Source organism: Blastococcus sp. TML/M2B, from assembly GCF_016612865.1.
GTDB lineage: Bacteria > Actinomycetota > Actinomycetes > Mycobacteriales > Geodermatophilaceae > Blastococcus.
In genome coordinates, this window is the sequence record NZ_JAENZZ010000001.1 from 1,374,406 (window position 1) to 1,398,680 (window position 24,275).

Genomic DNA, 24,275 nt, shown 5'->3' on the forward strand with positions numbered 1-24,275 from the left:
TCTGATGGCCACGCAGAAGCAGCCCAGCGCCGAGGCCCTCGACAACGTCACCGAGGGCAACATCGCCAGCCGTGCCGAGCTCCTCCCCGAGGAGGCACCGCTGGCAGGGCAGCGGCATGGAGCAGGTCGCCGCCGAGCTCATCCTCGCCGAGTCGGAGGAGCGCACGGTCCACGCCGACCCCGACGACGCCCAGGGCGGCCACCGCCAGTCGTCCGACACCGCCGACCTGCCCTGACCTTCTTCGCCGGCTTCGCGGAGTCGCGGGTCGACGTCGGCGACGGCGTCGTCCTCCGGCTCCGCGCCGGCGGATCCGGCCCGCCGGTGGTGCTCCTGCGCGGACACCCGCGGACGCACACCACCTGGCACCGGGTCGCGCCGCTCCTGGTCGCGGCGGGGCGCACCGTCGTCTGCCCCGATCTCCGCGGCTACGGCCGTTCCTCCAGGCCGGCGACCAGCCCGGACCACGCGCCCTACTCGAAGCGCGCCATGGCCCGCGACGTCGTCGCGCTCATGCGCGCGCTCGGGCACGAGCGGTTCGCCGTCGTGCCGCTTGGTGGCACTGGTTCTTCTACGCCCAGCCGGGCAAGCCGGAGCGGGCCATCTGCGCCGATCCCGAGGCCTGGGACGGCTCGCTGGCGCCCGGGCGGGCCGCGGCGATGGGGGAGGAGAACCACGCCGACCACCTGGCCGCGATCCGCGACCCGGCCACCGTCCACGCGATGGTCGAGGACTACCGGGCCGGGCTCGGCGTCGACCGCGCCGCCGAGGAGGCCGACCGGGCGGCGGGGCGCCGGGTCGGTTGCCCCACGCTGGTGCTCTGGTCGGCGCGCGACGACCTCGCGGACCTGCACGGCGACCCGCGGGAGATCTGGGCGGGCTGGACGAGCGACCTGCGCGGGGGAGGCCCCATCGACAGCGGCCACCACATGGCGGAGGAGGCCCCCGACCGGCTGGCCGCGGAACTGATCCCGTTCCTGTCGGCTGAGCCGATGTGATCTTGGGCCCGTCCCGGGGTAGGGGGAGGCCCAGCACGCGAGGAGGAGAGGTCATGCCGAAGACCACCACGAAGGGCGACGCCAAGAAGTCGGAGCTGCCCAGCACGCTGCAGCGCTCGCCGAAGAAGGCGCAGCGCACGTTCGCCAAGGCGCACGACTCCGCGGTCGACGAGTACGGCGACGAGCGGAGGGCCAACCAGGTCGCCTGGGCGGCGGTCAAGCACTCCTTCGAGAAGGTGGGTGACCGCTGGGCGCCCAAGGAGGGCGGCAAGAAGGGCCCCTCCGACGAGCAGGCCAAGGGCGGCCGGAACACGCGCAAGGCGACCAAGGGCGGCGTCGACGCGAACGCGACGAAGGACCACCTCAAGGCGATCGCGAAGAAGCTGGACATCTCCGGGCGCTCGACGATGAAGAAGAAGGAGCTCGTCGACGCCATCCAGAAGGCCAGCACGAAGAAGACCGCGGACGCGCGGAAGAAGAAGAGCGCGAAGAAGTAGCGGCGCGGTCCCGGCCGGTCTCAGCCGGCCGGGACCAGCACCAGCGCGGTCTGCCGCGGGCCGAGGTACCGCACGCCGGCACCGGTGAGCGCGATGCCCTGCTCGAGGCCCATGCGGACGCACTGCCCGCCCCACTCGGGCACCGGGCCGCGGACGGCGAGCTCGAGCGCGTAGGCGGTGTCGGGGTGCACGCGGTGCTCGCCCGGCCCGGGGACGCCGCCCTGCTCGTCCCACTGCCCGATCGCGGGCCCCGCGCCGTGCCCGTGGACACCGACCGGGTGGGAGTAGACGTCGACATCGATGCCCGCCCGGGTCGCCGCAGCGCGGGCCGCCGAGAGCACCTCGTTGCCGGTGCGGCCGGGCCGCAGCTCGGCGACGGTGAGGTCCTGCATCCGGTTGCCGGCGGCGAGCAGCGCGCGCAGCCCCTCCGGTGCGGCGTCCTCGCCCGGCTGCAGCACGTAGGCGTTGTGCTGGGTGTCGGTGCGCAGCCCCAGGCTGCTCAGCCCGACGTCGCAGTGCACGAGGTCGCCCGGCTCGACGACGGCGTCGAACGGGACCGCCGGCAGCAGCGCCCCGCCCTGGTCGACCAGCGGCACCCCCGCGCGCTGCAGGGTGACCGACGGGTGGAACCACGGCTCGACGCCGAGGTCGTGCAGCCGCTGGCGCAGCCACCAGGCGACGTCGACAGCGGTCGAGACGCCGGGGGTGACGGCGGTGGCGAACGCCTCGGCGACGACCTCGGCGATGAGCCCATGGAGCGCGTGCAGCGCCTCGATCTCCTCCGGGAGGCGGGTCTCGAGCCAGGCGACCACGAGCGCCTCGGCCGGCACGAGGCGGTCGGCGTACGGGCCCAGCGCGGCGACCAGCCGGCCGTGCTCGCCGTGCGACAGGCCGTCGGCCAGCGCGAAGTCGGCGGAGACGTCGATGCCGATGCGCGCCGGTCGGGCCTGCTCGACGAAGCGGCGGACGACGTCCCACTCGCTGCCCGCCGGACCCTCGCCGGGCTCGGCGGGGAGGAACTGCCCCACGGGGTAGCGGGACACGGCGACGGGGGTCACGCCGTCGTCGCTGCGGTGCAGCAGGAGGACGGTGCGGCGGCGCGCCGACAGCCAGGTTGCCGGCAGCAGGGTCGCGAGGACCGGGTCCTCGTTGTACTCGCGGCCGGCCACGATCCACAGGTCGATGCCGGTGCGGTCCATGAGCTCGGGCAGCAGGTCGCGCAGCCGCTCGCTCAGCCACCGGTCGCGCACGCCGGCCTGGGCGCGCAACGGCAGGGGCGCCGTCCGCGTCGGGTCGGGCGCGAGGAGCGACATGCCCCTAGCGAAACAGAAGTTGGTGGAACCTACCGGTCGAGCACCCGGTCGCCGCCCCCGTCGTCGGGCAGGAGGGCGGCACGGGGGAGCGGAACGGCGGCGGCCACCCGGTCACGGCCGGCGCGCTTGGCGGCGTACATCGCGGTGTCCGCGCGCGCGACCAGCCGCCACAGCGCCGCCGCCGGGTCGTCGGGGACCTCCGGAGCGGCCACCGCCAGGCCGACGGAGGCGGTCGCGGCGTGCCCGCCGGTGCCGCGCGCCCGGGCGACCGCGAGGCGTAGCCGCTCGGCCAGCCCCTGCGCCTCGTCCGGCGCCCCGACCGTGCCCAGGACGACGAGCTCCTCGCCGCCGGTGCGCGCGAGCACGTCGGTGGGCCGGACCGTGGCGGTCAGGGCCCGGGCCACCGCGCCGAGGACGTCGTCGCCGGCGGCGTGGCCGAACTCGTCGTTGAGCCGCTTGAAGTGGTCGAGGTCGAGCACGACGGCGCACAGCAGGCCGCTCTCGCGGCGGGCGTGCGCCCACAGCCGCGACGCCTCCTCGTCCAGGTACCGGCGGTTGAACAGGCCGGTGAGCGGGTCCTGCCGGCTGAGCGTCTCGGTGGCCTCGAGCAGCCGCTGCACCCGCCGGCGGAGCAGGAAGATCGCCGCGGAGGCGGCGTTCAGCATGGCGGCGCTGACCCCGACCTGGAGCAGGAGGCCGGCGGCGCTGTCGTAGCTCGGCCACAGCGCGGCCAGGCACACGGCGACGATCACGACCATGTGCACGGCCAGGGGGCGCGGGCGCAGGAACCACGCGGCGGCCAGCGCCGGGAACAGCAGCATCAGCGGGGTGGCGTAGCGCAGCGGGTCCTCGATGCAGAGGACGACGACCAGGTGCATCAGGTCGCCCAGCAGCACCAGGCCGAGGGTGTACCGCTGGCCCACCCGGCCGCGGACGGCGAGGTGCCCCGCCCGCGCGAGCAGCAGCAGCATCGTCGACCCGTAGGCCCAGCGCGCGGCGCCGTCGTGCAGCACGCCCTCGACGAGCAGGTTGACCGAGCCCATGACCGCGCCCAGCGACAGCAGCGCGGCGAGGGAGAGAGCGGCGACCCGACGGTCGAGGCCGGACGGCGTGGACCGCGCCGGCAGGCCCGTGCCGGGCAGGGGAGGCGGAGGGGCGACGCCGGTCACAGCTGCAGGATGCCTCATCCCGGTGACATTCCGAACACGGAGCGACACGGCACCGCGGCGGCCGCCCGATCGGGCCGCCGCGCAGGCGGCCCGAGCGGGGCGCGCCGCTCGGTGCCAGCATGGGGGCCTCGACGAGCACGAGGAGGCACGCATGGCCGGGGGGCCCTGGTTCTACTGCCTGAAGCACGACACCGTCGAACCGCGCGACGGGTGCGCCGAGCGGCACCGGCTCGGCCCGTACGAGACCCGCGAGCAGGCCGAGCACGCGCTGAGCTCGGTGGCCGAGCGGGAGAAGCAGATCACCGAGGAGGACCGCGCCTGGGAGGGCGACTGACAGGGACGCACGTCGTCCCTGGATGATCGGTGCAGGAGCCGGGCCGTCCGGTGCCGCGGAAGGGGCTGACGTGACCGAAGGTCGTGCGGTGGAGGAACTGGTCGTCGGGATCATCGGGGGCACCGGGCCGCAGGGCCGCGGGCTCGGCGTTCGCCTGGCCGCCGCCGGGCAGCGCATCCTGCTCGGTTCGCGGGACGCCGAGCGCGCCGCGGAGGTGGCCTCCGACGTCGCCGCCCGCGCGACCACCGCGTCCGCCGGCGCCGAGGTGTCGGTGCAGGGCGGGTCGAACGCCGACGTCGCCGGCGCCGCCGACCTGGTGATCATCGCCGTCCCGTTCGACGGGCACGCCGCGACGGTCGCCGAGCTGGCCGCGCCGCTGGCCGGGAAGATCGTCGTCGACTGCGTCGTCCCCATGGGCTTCGACGAGCTGGGCGCCTACGTGCTCGACGTCCCGGAGGGCAGCGTCGCGCAGCAGGCGGCCACGCTGCTGCCCGACTCGCACGTGGTCGGCGCGTTCCACCACCTCTCGGCCCGGCTGCTGGAGGACCTCTCCAAGCCGACCATCGACGGCGACGTCATGGTCGTGGGCGATGACCGCACCTCCATGGACACCGTGCAGGCGCTCGCCGGCCGGCTGCCCGGCATGCGCGGCGTCTACGCCGGCCGGCTGCGCAACGCCCGCCAGGTCGAGGCGCTGACGGTCAACCTGGTCTCGGTCAACCGCCGCTACAAGGTGCACGCCGGCATCCGCGTCACCGACGTCTGACCCGGGTCGCCCCGCTCACTCTGCGGGCGCATTCCGGACGGTGCCGACGCGATCGCGCCCGCACCGTCCGGAACCCGCCCGCAGAGTGGCCGCACGGTCCTGTCCACAGGGCGAGCCGCCGTCCACCGATGACGCCGGCACCTCCGACGCGGGGCGACCGGCACCCACGCTGACGGCATGCAGACGTGGGACGTGCCGGACCTGCTCCTCCGCGGTGCCGCGCTCGAGGCCGGCTGGAGCGACGACGAGCTGCAGCGCGAGGTCGGCCGCGGGCAGCTGGCCCGGCTGCGACCCGGGGCCTACCTGCCCGTCGACCAGCCACCCGATCCGGCCGGACGGCACCGGCGGCTGGTCGCGGCCACTCTCGCCGCGCTGCGCCGTCCCGCGGTGGTCAGCCACCAGTCCGCCGCGGTGCTGCACGGGTTGCCCCTCTGGGGCGTCCGGCTCGACCGCGTGCACGTGACCCGCCGTCCGCCCGCCTCGGCGCACGTCGGCCGGCACCTGCACTGCCACGTCGCCCGCCTCCCCGACGACGACGTCGTCCTGGTGGGTGGGGTGGCGGTCACGAGCCCGCTGCGCACCGTGCTCGACCTCGCCCGGTCGCTCCCGTTCGAGCCGGCGGTCGTGCTGCTCGACGCGGCGCTGCACGAGCACGTGGTCGGGCCCACCGAGCTGGAGCAGGGGGTGGCCGGGCTCGGGCGTGCGCCGGGGACGCGGGCGGCGACCCGGGCGGTCCGGTTCGCCGACGCCCGCAGCGACAGCGTGGGGGAGAGCCGCAGCCGGGTGGTGCTGCACCGGGTGGGGCTCGGCCCGTCGACGCTGCAGCTCGAGGTGCGGACACCGCGCGGCGCCCTGGTGGGCCGGAGCGACTTCGGCTGGGAGAAGGAGGGCGTGCTCGGGGAGTTCGACGGGCGGGTCAAGTACGGCCGGCTCCTGCGCCCGGGGCAGTCGCCGGGCGACGCCGTCTTCGAGGAGAAGCGCCGCGAGGACGCGCTGCGGGACGAGGGCTGGGGCGTCGTCCGGTGGACGTGGGACGAACTGGTGCCCGGCGTCCTGGGGCCGCGGGTCCGGCGCGCCCTGGAGCGCGGCCGCCGCCGTCCGGGCTGACTCTGCGGGCGGATTCCGGACGGTGCCGACGCGATCGCGCCCGCACCGTCCGGAACGTGCCCGCAGAGTGGGGAGGGCTACTCGAAGGAGTGCTCCGGGCCGGGGAAGACGCCGCCGCGCACCTCGTCGGCGTACTCCCGGGCGGCGCGCAGCAGCTCACCGCGCAGGTCGGCGTACTTCTTCACGAACTTCGGCACCCGCCCGCTGTTGAGCCCGGCCATGTCCGGCCACACGAGCACCTGGGCGTCGCAGTCCACGCCGGCGCCGATGCCGACGGTCGGGATGGCCAGCTCGCGCGTCACCTCGGCGGCGAGCGCGGCCGGCACCATCTCCAGGACGACGGCGAAGGCGCCCGCCTCCTGCACGGCCCGGGCGTCGGCGAGCAGCTGCTCGGCACCCGCCCCGCGGCCCTGCACCCGGAACCCGCCGAGGGCGTGCTCGCTCTGCGGCGTGAACCCGATGTGCGCCATGACCGGGATCCCCGAGTCGTGCAGCAGCTTGATCTGCGGTGCGACCCGGACGCCGCCCTCGAGCTTGACGGCCTGCGCGCCGCCCTCCTTCATCAGCCGCACGGCGGTCTCGAAGGCCTGCTGCGGGCCGGACTCGTAGGAGCCGAAGGGCAGGTCGGCCACGATCAGCGACCGCTTCGTCGACCGGGTCACGGCCTTGGTGAGCAGCAGCATGTCCTCGACGGTCACCTGCACCGTGCTGGTGTGCCCGAGGACGACGTTCCCGGCGGAGTCACCGACGAGCATCACCGGGATGCCGGCCTCCTCGAAGATGGCCGCGCTGTAGGTGTCGTAGGCGGTGAGCATGGCCCACTTCTCGCCACGCTCCTTGGCCTGCTGCAGGTGGTGCACCCGCACCCGGGCCGTGGTCTTCCCGCCGTACAGCGGCGACTCCGTCATGCCTGAGCTCCTTCGCGCGCACGGTGGGCAGCGTCTCCCGCCACCGGTTGGTCACGGGCAGCCGCCGGTCGCGGCCGAACGCCTTGAGGCTGATCTTGGTGCCGGGGGCCGACTGCCGGCGCTTGAACTCGGCGGTGTCGACGAGCCGGAGCACCCGCGCCACCACCTCGGGGTCGTGGCCACGCTCGAGCAGCTCGGCCATGCCGAGGTCGCGGTCGACGTAGTCGGCGATGACGGCGTCGAGCACCTCGTAGGAGGGCAGCGAGTCGCTGTCCTGCTGGCCGGGTGCGAGCTCGGCCGACGGCGGCTTGTCGATGGAGTTCTGCGGGATGGGCTCGGTCTCGCCCCGCTCCCGCGCGGAGGCGTTGCGCCAGCGGGCGAGGTCCCACACCAGGGTCTTCGGCACGTCCTTGATCGGGGCGAACCCGCCGGCGGCGTCCCCGTAGAGCGTGGAGTAGCCGACGGCCACCTCGCTCTTGTTCGACGTCGCCAGCAGCAGGTGCCCGTGCTGGTTGGACAGCCCCATGAGCAGCGTCCCGCGAACCCGGGCCTGCAGGTTCTCCGCGGCGACGCCGGACAGCTCCACCGACGCCTCGTACGCGTCGACCATCGGCGCGATCGGGACGACGGAGTAGTGCATGCCCAGCCGGCGTGCGGAGTCCTCGGCGTCGGACAGCGAGTGCTCGCTGGACCACTTCGACGGCAGCCCGACCCCGTGCACCCGGTCGGCGCCCAGCGCGTCGACCGCCAGGGCCGCGACCAGGGCCGAGTCGATGCCGCCGGACATGCCGAGCACGACCGAGGGCATGCCGTTCTTGTCGATGAAGTCGCGCAGCCCCAGGACGAGTGCCCGCCACACCTCCTCGGCGTCGCTGAGCGGCTCGACGACGGTCGCGTGCCGCCGCTCGAACGCGGCGACCGGCTCCTCGGAGACGACGTGCCGGGTGACCGTCATCGGGCCGATCCGGCCCTCGCGCCGCTCGGGCACCGACGAAGGGTCGAGGTCCAGGTCGATCGTCGCCAGGTGCTCGACGAACTGGGGGGAGCGGGCCAGCAGCGTGCCGTCGGCGGCGACCGCCATCGAATCGCCGTCGAAGACCAGCTCGTCCTGCCCGCCGACCTGGTTGCAGTACAGGACGGTCGCCCGCGCCTCGGCCGCGCGCCGGCGGACCAGCGGCAGCCGCAGGTCGTCCTTGGCCCGTTCGTAGGGGGAGGCGTTGGGGGAGACGACCAGGTCGACGCCGGCCTGGCCGGCGACCCCGCACGGCCCGCCCTCGACCCAGAGGTCCTCGCAGATCGTCAGCGCGACGTCGACACCGTGCAGCCGCACGACCGGCAGCTCGGTGCCGGGCACGAAGTAGCGCGCCTCGTCGAAGACGCCGTAGTTGGGCAGGTGCCGCTTGTAGTAGCGGACGACGACCTCGCCCCCGAACAGCAGCGCGGCGGCGTTGCGGGGCGCACCGCGGCGCGGGTTGGCATCGCCGGGCCGGTCGTCGTCGGTCGGCGGCTGGTCGACCGGTGCCGGCCCGCTGCCCTCGGTGTGCGCGAGGTAGCCGACGACGACGGCGATGCCGCCGAGGCCCCGGTCGGCCAGCGCGGCGGCCAGCTCCACCAGCCCGCGCTCGCTGGCGCGGGCGAAGGACTCGCGCAGGACGAGGTCCTCGGGCGGGTAGCCGGTCAGCGTCATCTCGGGGAACACCACGAGGTGCGCGTTCTCGGCGGCCGCCCGCGCGGTCCACCGCACCACGAGCTCGCTGTTGCCCTCGAGGTCACCGACGCGGGTGTCCACCTGCGCCATCGCCACCCGGAGCTGCACCGGTCCTTGATCGCTCACGGCGCACAGTCTGGTCTCGGACGTGCGACGGGGGCCAGGCGGGCCGTCCGCCGGGTGGGGAAGCGCGGGCCCGCGTGGCGTGCCGGGTGTCCTACGCCCCCCGTTGGGGGCAGGGTGGCGGCACGTCACATCCCGGAAACGAGCGGACGAGAGCATGGCGAGCATGGATCGACAGCAGGAGTTCGTCCTGCGCACCCTGGAAGAGCGCGACATCCGGTTCGTCCGGCTGTGGTTCACCGACGTCTCGGGCTACCTCAAGGCCGTCGCGGTGGCGCCGGCCGAGATCGAGGCGGCGTTCGCCGAGGGCATCGGCTTCGACGGGTCGGCGATCGAGGGCTTCGCCCGCGTCTACGAATCCGACATGCTCGCCAAGCCCGACCCGGGCACCTTCCAGGTGATGCCCGGGCGCGACGGCCGGCCCAGCGACACCGCGCGGATGTTCTGCGACATCACGCTGCCCGACGGCTCGCCGTCCTGGGCCGACCCCCGGCACGTGCTGCGCCGGGCGCTGGCCAAGGCCGCGGACATGGGGTTCACCTTCTACACGCACCCCGAGATCGAGTTCTTCCTGCTCAAGGACCTGCCGACCGACGGCACGGCCCCCGAGCCGGCCGACACCGGCGGCTACTTCGACCTCTCCACGCACAACGTGGCCCACGACTTCCGCCGCGAGGCGGTGTTCGCGCTCGAGGCGATGGGCATCTCGGTCGAGTTCAGCCACCACGAGGTCGCTCCCGGCCAGCAGGAGATCGACCTGCGCTACGCCGACGCGCTGTCGATGGCGGACAACATCATGACGCTGCGGCACGTCGTCCGGGAGGTGGCGCTGGGTCAGGGCGTGCACGCCACGTTCATGCCCAAGCCGTTCACCGAGCTCGCGGGCTCCGCGATGCACACGCACTTCTCGCTCTTCGAGGGCGACCGCAACGCCTTCTACGACGCCGCCGACCCGATCCGGCTGTCGACGACGGCCAAGCAGTTCATCGCCGGCCTGCTCACCCACGCGCGCGAGGTCACCGCCGTCACCAACCAGACGGTCAACTCCTACCGGCGGCTGCTGGCCGGCACCGAGGCGCCGACGGCGGCCACCTGGGGCCGGGCCAACCGCTCGGCGCTGGTGCGGCTGCCCGAGTACAAGCCGAGCAAGGCGCAGTCGGCCCGCGTGGAGGTCCGGTCGCCGGACTCCGCCTGCAACCCGTACCTGACCTTCGCGGTCCTGCTCGCCGCCGGGCTCAAGGGCATCGAGAAGGGCTACGAGCTGCCGCCCGAGGCCGAGGACGACGTCTGGTCGCTCACCGACACCGAGCGCCGCGCGGCCGGCTACGAGGACCTGCCGGTCTCCCTCGGCGAGGCGCTGACCGCCATGCAGAGCAGCGAGCTGGTCGCCGAGACCCTCGGCGAGCACGTCTTCGAGTTCTTCCTGCGCAACAAGTGGGAGGAGTTCAACTCCTACCGGCGCAACGTGACGCCGTTCGAGCTGCAGCGCTACCTGCCGGGTCTCTGAGCGGGCCGGCGCCGTCGGGGCCGGTCAGCGGACCGCGACCTCCCCGACGGCGCCGAAGGTCAGGCACGCGCCGAACCCGTCGGTCCCGCTGGCCACCCGCACCGCGGGCACCGGCCCCTCCAGCCGGACGAACACCCGGCCGAAGCCGGCCGTCACCGGCGCCCGTACGACCGCGCCACCGCCCTCGGCGGCGACCTCGAGGACGCCGTCCTGGTTGGCGATGTAGTCCAGCTGCACCGTCCACACCCAGCCCGGCAGCGCGGCCCCGAGCGGCAGCGTCGCCGGTGCCCCCGGCAGCATCGGGTGGCCGCAGAGCGGGTCCGGTCCGGGCAGCACCGGGACGGCGGGCACGAGGACGGCGGGCACGAGGCGGCCGGCGCCGTCGAGCAGCTGCAGCTCGGTCGTCCAGGCGGCGAACGGCGGGCGGTCGGGCAGCGCGGCCAGCAGGCCGTGCAGCGAGTGGGCCGGCGGGGCCATGCCCGCCGTGACGAGCAGCGGGAGCGCCTGGTCCAGCAGAGGGGTGCGGCCGGCCGCGGCGAGCGAGGCCCGGGCGGTGGACAGGTACTCCCCGGTGCGGTTGCCCTGCCAGGCCTCGGCGTGGTCCACCGTCGAGCGCACCCCGCTCGCGACGAACGCCGCGGTCAGCACCCCGGTCAGCACGGCCGCGGTCACCGCGGGCGCCGGCGGATCCGGGGCGGCCGGTCGAACCGGCCCGGCGCGAACACGTCGCGGAGCGGCAGGGTGAGCAGCAGCGCACCGGCGATCGGCAGCACGACGGCATCGGCGGCGAAGTAGCGGTAGGCCAGCGGCACGACCTCCCCCAGGCCCAGGGAGGCCCGGCCGATCGCCGCCATCAGCAGCCCGGCGAGGACGGCGCCGGCGGTCATGGACCAGACCGTCACGGCGCCGCGCAGCCGCACGGCGGTCCAGGCGAAGGCCCCGGCGAGGACCACGCAGCCGGCCACCGTCGCCCGGTGCGGAGGGTTGGAGAGGGGGGAGCCGGCGTCCAGGAGGACCCAGTCCCAGGGCCCGCCGACCACCGCGGGCGCGATCGCGCGCAGACCGGTCGTGAGCGTGGCGACGACGTCGTCGGTGCTGCCGGCGCTCACGGGCGAGTGCTCGCGCGTGAGCAGGTAGGTCACCGCCCACACCAGGACGACGACGGCGGTGCCCGCCCACAGCGCCCGGGCCTGGCGCACCGCGGCCGCCACGGGATGGCGCGCGCCGTCGCGCAGGAGCACCACGACCACGACGACGAACGCGATGGGCGGCAGCAGCACCGCCTTGAGGTAGAACGCGAACGCGAAGGCGAGCGCCGCGGTGCCGCTCACGGCGTGCCGCCGCCGTCCGGTCTGCGCGTACCGCACGGCGGCCGCGACGTACCAGGCCAGCCCGATCTGCAGCGGGAGCGAGTTCAGCGCCGCCGCCCACCAGGTGGCCGCGCCCAGCGCCACCGGCGTGAACAACCCGAAGGTCAGGGGCACCAGCAGCACCGGCCGGTCCCCGACCAGCACCCACAGCACGCGCAGCAGGGCGAGGGAGGCCAGCGCCTGCAGCAGCACGAGGGAGACCGCGGCCGGCCACCACTCCAGCGGCGCGGCCCGCTCGGCGAGGCCGGCGACGAGGAAGCTGCCCGGCATGAGGTGGCCGTCGTAGTCCTGGAGCAGGAGCTCGCGCGACGAACAGCGGGAGCCGGTCGGAGAGCAGCTGCAGGTGCAGGTCGTCGCCGTAGAAGCTCCGCTGCGCGAACACCCACGTGCGCAGTCCCAGCTGGGCGGCGACCAGCAGCAGCGCGACCGGCAGCACCGACCGGGCGCGCCGCGGCATGACCGCGGCCGACGGCGGCCGTGCGACGGAGCCCGGGACCGCCCGGACCGGCATGGTGTCCACGGTGCCCCTCCCCGCCGGCGGCTTCCGGAGTTTAGGCCCGCCGCGGTGCCGGAGGGGGTCGGGAACGCACCCGTCCGAGCGGGGCCCGAGGGGATGCGCCGCTAATCTCGACCGCGTGGCCAGCCTCCTCGTCGTCGTCCCGAGCGAGACCGACCCGCCCGCCCGGCTGGGGGAGTGGCTGGCCGCGGCCGGCCTGACCCTCGACGAGCGGTACCTCGACCGCGGGGACGCGCTGCCCGGCACGCTGGACGGGCACGACGGGCTGCTCGTCCTGGGCGGCCCGCAGTCGGCGACCGACGACGAGGCCACCAGCCCCGAGCTCGTCGGACTGCGCGCGCTCCTGCGGCAGGCGATCGACGACGACACGCCCAGCCTCGCGGTCTGCCTGGGTGCCCAGCTGCTCGCCGACGTCGGTGGGGGCGCGGTCCGGCGCGGCACCGAGGGCCCCGAGGTCGGCGCGGCCCTGGTCGCCAAGCGGGACGCCGCCTACGCCGACCCGGTCTTCGGGCCGCTGCCGCTCACCCCCGACGTCGTCGAGTGGCACCACGACGAGATCGCCGCGCTGCCGCCGGGCGCCACGCTGCTGGCCAGCAACGCGCACTACGAGAACCAGGCCTTCCGCGTGGGCGAGGCGGTCTACGGCCTGCAGTTCCACATCGAGACGACGCCGGACATGGTGCGGGCCTGGGCGGCGGCCGACCGCTCCGGGGTGGCGGCGGCACCGGTGGACGCCGAGACGCTCTGCGCCCGCTCCGACGCCGTGCACGACGACCTCGCCGAGACGTGGGCACCGTTCGCCGCGCGCTTCGCCGACCTGGTGCGGGCGCACGCCCCGCAGGCGGGCTGAGCCCGTGGGACCCGAGCTGGAGATCCCGCGTCGCGCCGTCGTCCGGCTGGTGCGGTTCGGCTTCGAGGACGGCGAGCGGGCCGCCCGCGTGCTCTCCCACCCCGACCTGGGGCTGTGGGACCTGGAGCGCAACGAGCCCGCCGACCCCGAGGCCGGTCCCGTCGTCGCGGCGCTGGCCCGCGCCGGCGACCCCGACCTCGCCGCCCGCTCGCTGCACCGCCTGGTGGAGGCGCTCGACGAGGCCGACCCGCACGGGGAGTCGGCCGCGTCCCTGCTGGCCCGGCTGCGCGGCTCGGGGCTGCTGCGCAGCCGGCTGCTCGCGGTGCTGGGCGCCAGCTCCGGTCTCGCCGACCACCTCGCCGCGCACCCCGACGACTGGACGGTCCTCGACGCCGACGACTCCGGGCAGGCGCGGCCGACGCCCGCCGCGCTGGAGCAGCAGATGCTCACCGCGGTCGGCGCGGACCCCGACGACCCGCCGTGGGGCGTGCGGCTGGGGAAGGGCGCGCCCGACGCCGACCCCGCCCGGGTGGCCGCGCTGCGGCTGGCCTACCGGCGGGCGATCCTCTCCCTGGCCGGCCGCGACCTGGGCGACAACCTGGCTGCCGAGGAGGTCGCCGCCGAGCTCGCCGACATCGCCGCGGCGGTGCTCACCGCGGGGCTGGCGCTCGCCGTCGCCGAGCAGCCGGCCGACGCCGCGGCCTGCCGGCTCTCGGTCATCGCGCTGGGCAAGACCGGCGGCCGCGAGCTCAACTACGTGAGCGACGTCGACGTCGTCTTCGTCGGCGAGCCGGTGGACCCCGAGGACTCCGAGAGCGCCGCCCTGGGCAGCGCCACCCGGGTGGCCGCTGCCCTCATGCGGATCTGCCGCGAGGCGGCCTGGGAGGTCGACGCCGCGCTGCGCCCCGAGGGCAAGGCCGGGGTGCTGGTGCGCACGGTCGCCGGGCACTCGGCCTACTACGAGCAGTGGGCCAGCACGTGGGAGTTCCAGGCGCTGCTCAAGATGCGCCCGGTGGCCGGCGACCCCGACCTCGGGCGGGCCTACGTCGACGCGCTGTGGCCCATGGTGTGGCGCGCCGGTGACCGCCCCGGGTTCGTCGGCGAGGTGCAGGCCATGCGCCGCCGGGTGGAGGAGAACATCCCGCCCGCGCAGGCCGACCGCGAGCTGAAGCTGGGCCGCGGCGGGCTGCGCGACGTCGAGTTCGCCGTCCAGCTGCTCCAGCTGGTGCACGGCCGGGCCGACGCCTCGCTGCGGGCGGGCGGCACCCTGCCGGCGCTCATGGCGCTGTCGTCGGGGGGCTACGTCGGGCGGGACGACGCGGTCACCCTCATCGCCTCCTACCGGTTCCTGCGCACCGTCGAGCACCGGCTCCAGCTGCTCCGGCTGCGGCGCACCCACCTGCTGCCCACCGACGAGCAGCAGCTGCGCTGGCTGGCCCGGTCGCTGGGCTACAAGCCGGACGCGCGCGGCGGGGCGGTCGACGTCCTGCAGGCCGAGCTGAACCTGCACACCCGCGAGGTCCGCCGGCTGCACGAGAAGCTCTTCTACCGCCCGCTGCTGTCGGCGGTGGCCCGCGTCCCCGGCGAGCGGCTGCAGCTGGGCTCGAAGGCCGCCGGCGACTGGCTGCGCGCGCTCGGCTTCGGTGACCCCGACGCCGCGCTGCGGCACCTCGCGGCGCTCACCGGCGGGGTCTCCCGCTCGGCGTCCATGCAGAAGTACCTGCTGCCGGTGCTGCTGCAGACCTTCGCCTCCTGCCCGAACCCGGACGCCGGGCTGCTCGCCTACCGGCAGGTCAGCGAGGCGCTGGGTGGCAACCAGTGGTTCCTGCGGCTGCTGCGCGACGAGGGCCAGGTCGCCGAGCGGCTGGCCCACCTGCTGGGGTCCAGCCAGTACGTCGCCGGCCTGCTGACCCGCACGCCCGAGGCGCTGCGGCTGCTCGCCGACGACGCCGAGCTCGAGCCGCGCGGGGTCGCCGCGCTGACCAGGGCGTGGGGCCTGGCCGCCGCGCGCGCCGGTGATCCGCAGGGCGGCATCCGGGTGCTGCGCGGGCTGCGCCGCCAGGAGCTGCTGCGGATCGCCTGCGCGGACCTCCTGGGCCGGCTCGACGTGCTGCGGGTGGGGGAGGCGCTGACCGACGTCGCCGTCGCCACCCTGCGGACCGGTCTGGACGTCGCCCTGCGCGCGCACGCCCTCGAGAGCGGCACCTCGGTCGACCAGCTGCCCGTGGACGTCGCGGTCATCGGCATGGGCCGGCTCGGCGGCGGCGAGATGGGCTACGGCTCGGACGCCGACGTCCTCTTCGTGCACCGCCCGCGGGCGGGTGCGGAGGAGGCCGCCGCGACGGCGACGGCCAACGCCGTGGCGCACACCCTGCGGAGGCTGCTCGGCGAGCCCGGACCGGACCCCGCGTTCGAGATCGACGCGGACCTGCGGCCCGAGGGCCGGCAGGGCGCGATGGCCCGCAGCCTGTCGGCGTTCCGCGAGTACTACGAGCGCTGGGTGTCGCTGTGGGAGGTGCAGGCGCTGCTGCGGGCGACGCCGGTCGCCGGCGACGAGGAGCTGGGTGCGGCGTTCGTCGAGCTCATCGACCCGATCCGCTACCCCGAGGGCGGCCTGGCCGCCGACCAGGTGGCCGAGATCCGCCGGATCAAGGCCCGCGTGGAGCGCGAGCGGCTGCCGCGCGGCGCCGACCCCGCGACGCACACCAAGCTGGGCCGCGGCGGGCTGGCCGACGTCGAGTGGACCGTGCAGCTGCTGCAGCTGCAGCACGGCGGCGAGCTGCCGGGCCTGCGCGTCCGGTCGACCGTGGAGGGGCTGGCCGCGGCCTCGGACGCGGAACTGGTGACCGCCGAGGACGCCGAGGCGCTGCGCGCGGCGTGGGAGCTGGCGACGCGAGCGCGCAACGCGGTCTTCCTCGTCCGCGGGCGGCCCAGCGACCAGCTGCCGCGGCCGGGGCTCGAGCTGGAAGGCGTGGCGCGGGCGTGCGGCTACGGCGCCGAGACCCAGCCCGGGCAGTTCCTCGACGAGTACCACCGGACCACCCGGCGCGCCCGCACCGTGGTCGAGCACGTCTTCTACGGGCAGGCCGGCGAGGGCTGACCGCGCCGGCTCCCGGTGTCCCCCGGTCAGGTGACCGCGAACCCGGAGCTCGCGACGAGGGCCACGCGGCCGTTCCGCGTGGCACGCTCCCGGGATGCGCGACGGGGTGGCGACGGAGGACCGGCGTGCCCGGCAGGCGGACCCGCTGCTCGTCGGCGGCCTCGTCCTCGTCGCGCTGCAGACCGTCGTGCGCGCGGTCCTGGTCCTGGGCTCGAGCCTGTGGCAGGACGACCTGTTCCACCTGAGCATGTTCCAGCGGTGGGGGTTGTCACGCGAGTTCCTGGTGCGGGAGCACAACGGCCACCTGGAGATCGGGCCGAACCTCGTCTACGCCGTCCTCGGCAGTGACCCCGGGCTCTCCTTCGTCCCGGCGGCGCTGCTCCTGCTGGCACTCCAGCTGACCGCGTCCTGCCTGCTGCTGGTGGTGCTGCGGCTCCTGTTCGGCCGGTCCCCGTGGGTCCTCGTGCCGTTCACCGTCTACCTCTTCACGCCCCTGGCGCTGCCGTCGGCGACCTGGCTGGCGGCGGGGCTGGAGGCGCTGCCGCTGCAGATCGCCCTGTTCACGGTGCTGATCGGCGGCGTCCGGGCCTACCGTGAGCGCTCCTGGCGCTGGGCCGCGCTCTCGGCCGTCGGCACGGCGACGGGGCTGCTGTTCTGGGAGAAGGCGGTGCTCGTCCTGCCCGCCCTCGTCGCCGTCCTGGTGCTCGTCGAGGAGGCCGGCACCCCGTGGTGGGAGAGCCTGCGCCGGGTCGCGCGCTCCTGGCCCTACCTCCTGCCGCACGCGCTCCTGGTCGCCGGCTACGTGCCGTTCTACCTGTCCGTCGTGGGCCGGTCCGAGCTGGCACCCGAGCCGGGAGCCGTGCTCTCCACGACCGCCGAGACGGTCTTCTCCATGCTGCTGCCCGGGCTGGTCGGTGGCCCGTGGACGGCGGAGGGCGCCGACGACACCGTGGCGGCGGACGCCGGCACGGTCCGGGCGGTGCTCGTCGCCGTGCTCGTGGCCGTCGTCGTCGCGGTCAGCATCTGGTTGCGGAGGGGGCGCGCGGTCAAGGCGTGGCTGCTGGTCGCCGGCTACCTGGCGGTGGACATCGCGCTGGTCCAGCTCACCCGCGCATCCGACCTGGCCATCGCCGCGCGCGACCCCCGGTACATCACCGACGCCATCCCGGTGGTCGTCCTGGGCTGCTGCGCGGCGTTCAGCGGGCCGCGGCGGGCGTCCACCGCACCGGCGTGGACCGGTCGGCTCGCCGGACGGGCGCTCCCGGCCGTGGCGGTGAGCGCGCTGCTCGTCGTCAGCTCGCTGGGCAGCAGCGCGCTGATCGTCGACGAGTTGCAGCACACCCGGCGCGGCCACCTTCGTGTCCGACGTGCTGGAGACGATGGACGCCCGGCCGGAGGTGTCGGTGGTGAGCACGCTCCCGCCGGTGCACGTCACGATCTTCGAGTCCTTCGACCTCGACGCGACCCTCCGCACCGTCGGCGAGCCACGCCCCTTCGACCGGCCGGCGACCGAGATGGGGATGTTCGACCAGGACGCCGTCCTGCGCCCGATCACGCTGCTGGAGCCGATCCTGGAGGCGTCGGGACCGGTTCCGGGCTGCGGCTGGCCGCTGCCCGCCGGTGGCCAGGTGCTCGGCGACGTCCCGATCTGGTTCGGCCTCCAGGTGCTCCGGTTCGGCTACGACAGCCCGGCGGAGGTCACGGTGCACCTGGCGGTGGGGGACGACCGGCAGGACGTGACGGTCCCCGCCGGCACCGGCCGGGTCATGTTCGTCGTCACGGGTCAGCAGGGGCCGGTCGCGGTCCGGGCGTCGGGTGCCCCGGCCGGCACCGTCTGCGTCGACGACGTCGTCGTCGGCACGCCGTGGCCCGAGGGGCTGAGCGGGAACTAGTCCGTGCGCCGGGCCGCGAGCTCCTCGAGCGCCCGCGGGCCCCGGGCCAGCCGCGCCAGGCGCACGCGGCCGGTCACGGAGGCCGGTCCGGCGGCGTCGCCGGTCGCGATGCGGTCGAGGGCCGCGGCCAGGGGACCGAGGGCGGTGCGCGCGCCCGCGGCGGACGCGGAGCGGGCCGAGGCGGCCAGGACCGCGGCGAACGCCCGCGCGCTCGCCCCCCAGGCCAGCGAGGCGGCGTGCCGGGCAGCGGCGGCGCCCATCGCCTCCCGCGTGCTGCGGTCCTCGAGCAGCTGCGCGGTGGCGGTCACCATCTCCTCGAGGTCGTCGACCAGGACGCCGCTGACGCCGTCCACGACCGATTCGCGCAGACCGCCGGCGGACCGGTAGCCGACGGTCGGCACCCGGTGCCCGCCGGCCTCGTTGACCACCAGGCACCACCCCTCCTTGACCGAGGGGACCAGGTGCACCCAGGCCGAGGCGAGCCGCTCGTGCTTGGTCTGCTCGTCGACGAACCCGGCGAAGGTCACCCGGTCGGTCACCCCGAGGCGCTCGGCCTCGGCGCGCAGCTCCGGCTCGCACCAGCCCTCACCGACCACGGTGAGGGTCAGGTCCGGCCAGCGGTCGGCGAGCCGGGCGAGCACCGCCAGCGCGTGCTCGACCCGTTTGTGCGGCACGAGCCGGGCGACGACGAGCAGTTCCGGTGCGGGCGAGCGCGCGGACCGGACGGCGGGGGTCGGTTCGACACCGACCGGGACGATGTCGATCCGGGCGGCGTCGATCCCGAGCTCGACGAGCTCGGTGCGGGTGGCCTCGGAGACGGTGACGTACCGGGCCCGGCGGTAGAGGCGTGGTGCGAGGACCGACTCGATCCACCAGCCGAGCCGGCCGCCGACGCGGCCGAAGACGATCGGCCACTGCTCGCGGTGCACGTGGTGCACCAGCACCGTCACGGGGCGCCCGGGTGACCAGCGTGCTGCCGAACGGGATGCCGTTCTGCACGTCCACCACCAGCCGCGGGCGGTGGCGCAGGACGTGGGACAGGGCCCGGGGGTAGACGGTCAGCCGGCCGCCGCGACGCACGATCCGGACGCCGTTCACGACCTCCTCGGCCGGAGCGCGCCCGTGCGCGGCGCAGAGCAGCGACACGCGCAGGCCGGCCGCGGCGAGGCCCTCCGCGATGCGGTGGACGTACCGCTCGGAGCCACCGCCCTCCGGATGGCTGAGGTCGCGCCAGTTCACGAAGAGCACGTCGGTGTCCTCGGAGGCCCTGAGCATTCGCGGCACGGTAATGGAAGAGAGCGCGTTGTCGAGCCGACGGTTATGTCTTTTCTCGGTACGGAATCCCGCATCCCCGAATGGGTGGCGCATCCATTGACTGAGAGCAATTGTGCGCTCACGCGGGGTGCACATTTCGCCCGCCTTCCGAGCTGCCGGGAATGCGCGCTGGTCAGGAGGGTGACGAAGGGTTCCCGCGCGCAGCGCCGCGTGATACGAACCCGACGTCGATGCGTCACGGGACCGGTCGGAATGGCTGCCGGGGTCCGGACAATTGCCGGACGGGCGCCCACGTGACCGTTCCACCAAGGGGAGCCGCATGGGGGCACGGGGAGCCGGGCGGGCCGTCGCCGTGCTCGGTGGCGTCGTGCTCGCCGTGGGTCTGCCGGCGTCGGCGGCGTCGGGGTCGCGGATGCCGCTGCTCCCCGTGGAGGAGGCGTACGAGACGGTCGTCGAGGGCTCCGACGTCACGCTGCTGGACCCCGTGACCTTCGAGCAGCGCACCGGCGTGGACGTGTCGGTGGAGGTCCGGGTCCACGACGACGCCGAGGCCGGGCAGGTGGACGACGACACCGCCGTGCGGGTGTCGGAGACGACGGCCCGCACCGCGGAGGGGACGCTGCTCTCGACGACGACCACGACGGCCTGCCTCGACCGGCGCACGCGGGAGGCCGTCGACTGCCCGGTGGAGGCGGTGGACGGCCGGCGCGTGGACGTGCGGGGGCTGACCCTCGCCTTCCCGCCCGGGGCCGCCGCCCAGGACCGGATGATGTGGGACGACACGGCGGAGGCCTCCTTCCCCGTCCGGCTGCTCGGCACCGAGCGCTTCCACGGGCTCGAGGTCCAGCGGTTCGAGCACCGCGTCCCCGAGCAGGTGCTCCGCGCGGTCACCGTGCCCGGGTTGCTCGTCGGCTCCCCGGAGGCGACGGCGCCGGCCGACGTCCTGTACGGGACGACTCGGTTCCTGCTCGTCGAACCGGTCAGCGGGGTCGTCGTGGCGAGCGAGGACATCCGGCTGACCCGGCTGCGGGGAGCCGACGGCACCCCCGGCGCGGTGCTGCTCGGCGGGGCGTTCGCCTCGTCGGAGGAGAGCGACGCCGACGCCGTGGCCCGCGCGCGGGCGGCGATCGGGCAGCAGGACGGCGCTGACGGGGTCCTCTCCTGGGCGGCGGCGGGCACGGGGGTGGCGCTGCTGGGCCTGGGCGGGCTGCTCGTCGCCCGCGGGCGTGCACTGCCGGCCGGACAGGTACCGGGCGGGGCCCTCGGGCACCCCGTCCCGGTGTCCTGAGCGGCGGCTCCCGCGACATGGCGACGATCCCCCTCGACGAGGTCACCGCACCGGCCGTGCCGGTCCCCGCCCCTCCGGCGGATCGGGCCGGGCGGGTGCGCCCGGGGGCGGGGGCGCTGCTCGTCCGGTTCCGGTCGGCGCTGGTCTGCCTCGGCTTCGTGGTCCTGGCGGTGCTGCAGGAGCCGGGGCAGGTGGTCGGCGACACCAAGCTCGACCTGGCGGTGGACCCCGTCGACTTCCTCCACCGCGCGTTGACGCTGTGGGAGCCGGAGGGCGCGGCCGGGCAGCTGCAGAACCAGGCCTACGGCTACTTCTTCCCGATGGGCCCCTTCTTCGCCGCCGGTCGGCTGATCGGCCTGCCGCCCTGGCTGGTCCAGCGGCTCTGGCTGGCGCTGCTGCTGAGCGTCGCCTACCTGGGCGTGGTCGTCCTGGCCCGCCGGTTGAGGATCGGGACGCCGGCGACCGCGGTGCTCGCCGGCGTCGCGTACGCCTGCGCCCCCCGGATGATCACGTCGCTGGGGGCCCACTCGGTCGAGATGGTGCCGATGGCGCTGGCGCCGTGGGTGGTGGTGCCGCTGGCCGGGATCGCCCTGCACGGCTCGGCCCGGCGCGCCGCGCTGCGATCGGGCCTGGCGGTGTTCTGCATCGGCGGGGTGAACGCCGTCGCCACGGCCGCCGCGCTGCCGCTGGCCGCGCTGTTCGTCCTGACCCGGCCGGCGGGGCCGCTGCGGCGCCGGCTGATGGCCTGGTGGGTCGTGGCGGTGGGCCTGGCGACCGCCTGGTGGGTCGGGCCGTTGCTGCTCCTGGGCCGGTACAGCCCGCGCTTCCTGGACTACATCGAGACAGCTGCGTCGACCACCGCGCCGACCGACGTCCTCAGCGTGCTGCGTGGCACCTCGCACTGGCTGGCGCCGCTGCGCACCTCGGCCGGGCCGGTCTGGCCGGCGGGGTGGTCGCTGGTGGGCGACGCGATCCCGGCCGGGGCCACGGTGGTCCTGGCCGCGGCGGGGCTGGTCGCGCTGTGCCGGCGTGACCTGCCCGAGCGCCGCTGGCTGGTGCTGGCGGTGGTGGCGGGGACGGCCCTGGTGTCGATGGGCCACCTGGCCTCGGTCGACGGGGCGGCGGCGGGGTGGCTGCACGAGGCCCTGGACGGACCGCTGGCCCCGCTGCGGAACGTGCACAAGTTCGACCCGCTGCTGCGGCTGCCCCTGGTGCTCGGCCTGGCGCACCTCGCGGCGGTGCTGGTGCGGTGGCCGGGCCGGGGCGCCGGGCCGGGATTGGGCGCCCGCTCGGCGGCCGCCGCGAGGTGGACGTCGCGGGCGCTCGTGGCCGGGCTCGTGCTGGCCCTGGTGGCCACCGTGTCACCCGCTCTCGCCGGACGTCTGGTCCCGCCGACGGGCTTCGAGGACGTGCCCGACCACTGGCGCGAGGCGGCGGAGTTCCTGGCCGCCGAGCAGCCCAGCGGCCGGGCGCTGCTGGTGCCCGGCTCCTCGTTCCCCACCTACGCGTGGGGGTCGGCCACCGACGAGCCGATCCAGGCCCTCGCGGAGTCGCCGTGGGACGTCCGCAACCAGATCCCGCTGACACCCGCGGGGCACATCCGGGTGCTCGACGCGGTCGAGGCGAGGCTGTCCCGGGGGGAGGGGTCGGCCGGACTGGCGCCCTACCTCGCCCGCGCCGGCTTCTCCCACCTGGTGCTGCGCAACGACCTCGATCCCGGTTCGTCGGGTGCGACGCGTCCCCTGCTGGTCCGGCAGGCGCTGGCCAACTCGCCGGGCATCACCGAGGTCGCCGAGTTCGGGCCGGTCCAGGGCGAGGAGGTGTCCGACCGGGGGGTCGTGGTCGACGCCGGGCTGGTCGAGCCGGCGCCCGCGATCCAGGTCTACGCGGTGGCCGACGTGGCGCCACCGGCCTGGACGGCACCGCTGTCCTCGGTGGTCGGCGTCCACGGCGGTCCCGACGCGGTGCTCGCGCTGGAGGACCGCGGCCTGGTGACCGACCGCCCGACGGTGACCGCGGGGGAGCTGGACGTGCCGGCGGGCCCGGTGATGCTCAGCGACGCGTGGGTCCGCCGGGAACGCAACTTCGGCCGCATCTCCGGCGCGACCTCGGCCGGCCTGGGCGTGTGGGACCCGCTGCGGCTGGACGCACCGGCGCGCGACTACACGGTGCCCGGGCTGAGCGGCGCCGAGTCCACCGTCGCCTACTTCAACGGGCACATCAGCGCCTCCAGCTCGGCGTCGGACGCGGACGGCTTCCAGGCCCCCCAGCTCGACGCCCAGCCGTGGTCGGCGCTGGACCGCAACCTGCTCACGGCCTGGCAGCCGGCGCCGTGGGCCGGTGCCTCCGCGCCGTCGTGGTGGCGGCTGACCACGACGGAGCCGTTCACCCGCCACGGGCATCATCGTCCGGCTCGGCCGGCCGCTGGACGGTGCCCGCCCCGACCGGTTGCGGCTGACCACGGACGCCGGCGAGGTGACCGTGCCGGTGGCCGACACCGGGGAGGCCCAGATCCTCCCGCTGCCGGGCGGGGCGACCCGCTCGCTGACCATCAGCACGGTCGTCGACGAGGCGGACGGCACCCACGGCGCCGGCCTCTCGCTCGCCGAGGTGGCCATCCCCGGGGTCACCATCCAGCGGACCGTCGTCGCCCCCGGCATCGAGGAGCCGGTGCAGGTCTACGCCTTCGACGTCTCGGCGGGCACCTCCGGCTGCGTCGTCGACACCGGGGGCGCGCCCCGGTGCGCCGCCACCCTGGCCGACGCGGCCGAGGAGAGCCTGATCCTGGACCGGGTGTTCGAGACCGCCGGCGCCTCCGACCACTCGGTCGCCGTGACCGGGCTGCCCCGGCTGGGGCCGGAGCTGGATGCGCTGCTCGCCCAGGTGCGCGGCGGCCCACGCGCGGAGTCCGGCAGCGCGGTGTGGGACCCGCGGGCCAGCCCCGGGGCCGCCGTCGACGGCGACCCGCGGACCACGTGGCTGGGCGGGGTCGACGGCAGCCGGCCCACGCTGACGCTGACCTTCCCCGAGCCCCGCACGGTGGACCGGCTGCGCGTCGTCACCGACCCCGGCGCCCCGGTCTCGGTCGCGCGGGCGGTGACCGTCGACATCGGTGGCCTGCGCCGCACCCTCGAGCTGGACGCCGACGGCAGCACGCGGTTCGCGCCGGTGGTGACCGACCGCGTGTCGGTGACCCTCGAGATGCCCGACGTCCGGACGACGTACGACCCGCGCAACCGGTGGGACGTCGAGCTGGGGATCGGGGTCAGCGAGCTCGAGGTCGGCGGGCCCAACCCGGCGGCGGCCGCGGACGCGCCGGTCGAGTTCCCGTGCGGGACCGGGCCCGACGTGCAGCTGGACGGGGTGGTGCTGCAGACGGCCGCGACCACGACGCTCGGCGCGCTGCTGGCGGTCCGCCCCATCCCGCTGCGGATCTGCGGGGACGCCCCTGACGTGGTCGCCCTCGACGACGGGGAGCACCGGCTCCAGGCCCGCGCCGGCCGGCTGCTCACGGCGCAGTCGGTCACGGTCACGCGGGCCGACGGCGCGGACGAA

The 24,275-nt window shown here is 75.6% G+C and carries 20 protein-coding genes and 2 pseudogenes; 13 read left to right on the forward strand and 9 right to left on the reverse strand.

Annotation, left to right across the window (positions count from 1 at the left end; all coding sequences use genetic code 11):
• Positions 1–71 precede the first annotated feature (71 nt).
• The 4 genes and pseudogenes from JKP75_RS23715 to JKP75_RS06740 all read left to right on the forward strand — a co-directional run bounded on the left by JKP75_RS23715 (position 72) and on the right by JKP75_RS06740 (position 1,493).
• Entirely contained in the window at positions 72–236 is a 165-nt protein-coding gene (locus tag JKP75_RS23715) for a hypothetical protein (protein ID WP_309229586.1), read from the forward strand.
• An 89-nt stretch (positions 237–325) separates the two neighbouring features.
• Positions 326–487, forward strand: a pseudogene (locus JKP75_RS23720) (alpha/beta fold hydrolase); the annotation flags it as partial.
• Between the two features lie 170 nt (positions 488–657).
• Positions 658–996: an alpha/beta fold hydrolase gene (locus JKP75_RS20755; RefSeq protein ID WP_242472383.1), complete on the forward strand. Its 339-nt coding sequence runs from the start codon at positions 658–660 to the stop codon at positions 994–996.
• A gap of 53 nt (positions 997–1,049) precedes the next feature.
• Entirely contained in the window at positions 1,050–1,493 is a 444-nt protein-coding gene (locus JKP75_RS06740; protein WP_200492063.1) for a ChaB family protein, read from the forward strand.
• A gap of 20 nt (positions 1,494–1,513) precedes the next feature.
• Here JKP75_RS06740 and JKP75_RS06745 read toward each other — a convergent pair whose 3' ends face one another.
• Both JKP75_RS06745 and JKP75_RS06750 read right to left on the reverse strand, forming a co-directional pair.
• Positions 1,514–2,806 carry a M24 family metallopeptidase gene (locus JKP75_RS06745; RefSeq protein WP_200492062.1) on the reverse strand — a complete coding sequence of 431 codons (1,293 nt, stop codon included), beginning with the start codon at positions 2,804–2,806 and terminating at the stop codon, positions 1,514–1,516.
• Positions 2,807–2,835: 29 nt separating this feature from the next.
• Positions 2,836–3,975, reverse strand: coding sequence for a GGDEF domain-containing protein (locus JKP75_RS06750; protein WP_309229587.1), 1,140 nt, complete (start codon positions 3,973–3,975; stop codon positions 2,836–2,838).
• 151 nt (positions 3,976–4,126) lie between these two features.
• Here JKP75_RS06750 and JKP75_RS06755 point away from each other — a divergent pair, with 151 nt between their 5' ends.
• The 3 genes from JKP75_RS06755 to JKP75_RS06765 all read left to right on the forward strand — a co-directional run bounded on the left by JKP75_RS06755 (position 4,127) and on the right by JKP75_RS06765 (position 6,182).
• The gene (locus JKP75_RS06755; protein WP_200492061.1) at positions 4,127–4,309 is read left to right on the forward strand and encodes a hypothetical protein; all 183 of its coding nucleotides are present in this window, start codon (positions 4,127–4,129) and stop codon (positions 4,307–4,309) included.
• Positions 4,310–4,379: 70 nt separating this feature from the next.
• A complete protein-coding gene (npdG, locus tag JKP75_RS06760; protein ID WP_309229588.1) occupies positions 4,380–5,075 on the forward strand; it encodes an NADPH-dependent F420 reductase in 696 nt (231 codons plus the stop codon).
• 177 nt (positions 5,076–5,252) lie between these two features.
• Positions 5,253–6,182, forward strand: a complete 930-nt coding sequence (locus JKP75_RS06765) for a hypothetical protein (protein WP_200492871.1) — start codon at positions 5,253–5,255, stop codon at positions 6,180–6,182.
• A gap of 77 nt (positions 6,183–6,259) precedes the next feature.
• Here JKP75_RS06765 and panB read toward each other — a convergent pair whose 3' ends face one another.
• The gene (gene panB, locus JKP75_RS06770) at positions 6,260–6,997 is read right to left on the reverse strand and encodes a 3-methyl-2-oxobutanoate hydroxymethyltransferase (RefSeq protein ID WP_242473135.1); all 738 of its coding nucleotides are present in this window, start codon (positions 6,995–6,997) and stop codon (positions 6,260–6,262) included.
• Entirely contained in the window at positions 6,924–8,924 is a 2,001-nt protein-coding gene (locus tag JKP75_RS06775; RefSeq protein WP_309229589.1) for an NAD+ synthase, read from the reverse strand. Before JKP75_RS06775 ends, panB begins: the two co-directional genes overlap by 74 nt.
• A 163-nt stretch (positions 8,925–9,087) precedes the next feature.
• Between JKP75_RS06775 and JKP75_RS06780 the strand changes: the two genes are divergently transcribed.
• Positions 9,088–10,428 carry a glutamine synthetase family protein gene (locus JKP75_RS06780; protein WP_200492872.1) on the forward strand — a complete coding sequence of 447 codons (1,341 nt, stop codon included), beginning with the start codon at positions 9,088–9,090 and terminating at the stop codon, positions 10,426–10,428.
• A 24-nt stretch (positions 10,429–10,452) separates the two neighbouring features.
• Here the strand turns inward: JKP75_RS06780 and JKP75_RS06785 are convergent, their stop codons facing one another.
• Together JKP75_RS06785 and JKP75_RS06790 are read right to left on the reverse strand one after the other, a co-directional pair.
• Entirely contained in the window at positions 10,453–11,100 is a 648-nt protein-coding gene (locus JKP75_RS06785) for a hypothetical protein (protein ID WP_200492873.1), read from the reverse strand.
• Positions 11,097–12,068, reverse strand: a complete 972-nt coding sequence (locus JKP75_RS06790) for a hypothetical protein (protein WP_200492874.1) — start codon at positions 12,066–12,068, stop codon at positions 11,097–11,099. Before JKP75_RS06790 ends, JKP75_RS06785 begins: the two co-directional genes overlap by 4 nt.
• Before the next feature lie 365 nt (positions 12,069–12,433).
• Here JKP75_RS06790 and JKP75_RS06795 point away from each other — a divergent pair, with 365 nt between their 5' ends.
• Complete coding sequence (locus JKP75_RS06795; RefSeq protein ID WP_309229590.1) at positions 12,434–13,165, forward strand: type 1 glutamine amidotransferase; 732 nt, start codon at positions 12,434–12,436, stop codon at positions 13,163–13,165.
• A 4-nt stretch (positions 13,166–13,169) separates the two neighbouring features.
• Positions 13,170–16,265 (forward strand): bifunctional [glutamine synthetase] adenylyltransferase/[glutamine synthetase]-adenylyl-L-tyrosine phosphorylase, encoded by a 3,096-nt coding sequence (locus tag JKP75_RS06800; protein WP_200492875.1) that lies wholly within the window; start codon positions 13,170–13,172, stop codon positions 16,263–16,265.
• Positions 16,266–17,075: 810 nt separating this feature from the next.
• Here the strand turns inward: JKP75_RS06800 and JKP75_RS06805 are convergent.
• Both JKP75_RS06805 and JKP75_RS06810 read right to left on the reverse strand, forming a co-directional pair.
• Positions 17,076–17,315: a hypothetical protein gene (locus JKP75_RS06805; protein WP_200492876.1), complete on the reverse strand. Its 240-nt coding sequence runs from the start codon at positions 17,313–17,315 to the stop codon at positions 17,076–17,078.
• 21 nt (positions 17,316–17,336) lie between these two features.
• The gene (locus JKP75_RS06810; protein WP_200492877.1) at positions 17,337–17,606 is read right to left on the reverse strand and encodes a hypothetical protein; all 270 of its coding nucleotides are present in this window, start codon (positions 17,604–17,606) and stop codon (positions 17,337–17,339) included.
• Between the two features lie 17 nt (positions 17,607–17,623).
• Here JKP75_RS06810 and JKP75_RS06815 point away from each other — a divergent pair, with 17 nt between their 5' ends.
• Positions 17,624–18,157, forward strand: a complete 534-nt coding sequence (locus JKP75_RS06815) for a hypothetical protein (RefSeq protein ID WP_200492878.1) — start codon at positions 17,624–17,626, stop codon at positions 18,155–18,157.
• On the opposite strand, the pseudogene JKP75_RS06820 reads toward JKP75_RS06815, so the two are convergent.
• A pseudogene (locus JKP75_RS06820) lies at positions 18,154–19,128 on the reverse strand (glycosyltransferase family 4 protein); the annotation flags it as partial. The gene JKP75_RS06815 and the pseudogene JKP75_RS06820 overlap by 4 nt on opposite strands.
• A 623-nt stretch (positions 19,129–19,751) precedes the next feature.
• On the opposite strand from JKP75_RS06820, the gene JKP75_RS06825 reads away from it, so the two are divergent.
• Together JKP75_RS06825 and JKP75_RS06830 are read left to right on the forward strand one after the other, a co-directional pair.
• A complete protein-coding gene (locus tag JKP75_RS06825; protein ID WP_200492053.1) occupies positions 19,752–20,720 on the forward strand; it encodes a porin PorA family protein in 969 nt (322 codons plus the stop codon).
• A 17-nt stretch (positions 20,721–20,737) separates the two neighbouring features.
• Complete coding sequence (locus tag JKP75_RS06830; protein WP_200492880.1) at positions 20,738–24,172, forward strand: alpha-(1->3)-arabinofuranosyltransferase family protein; 3,435 nt, start codon at positions 20,738–20,740, stop codon at positions 24,170–24,172.
• The last annotated feature ends 103 nt before the right edge of the window (positions 24,173–24,275 follow it).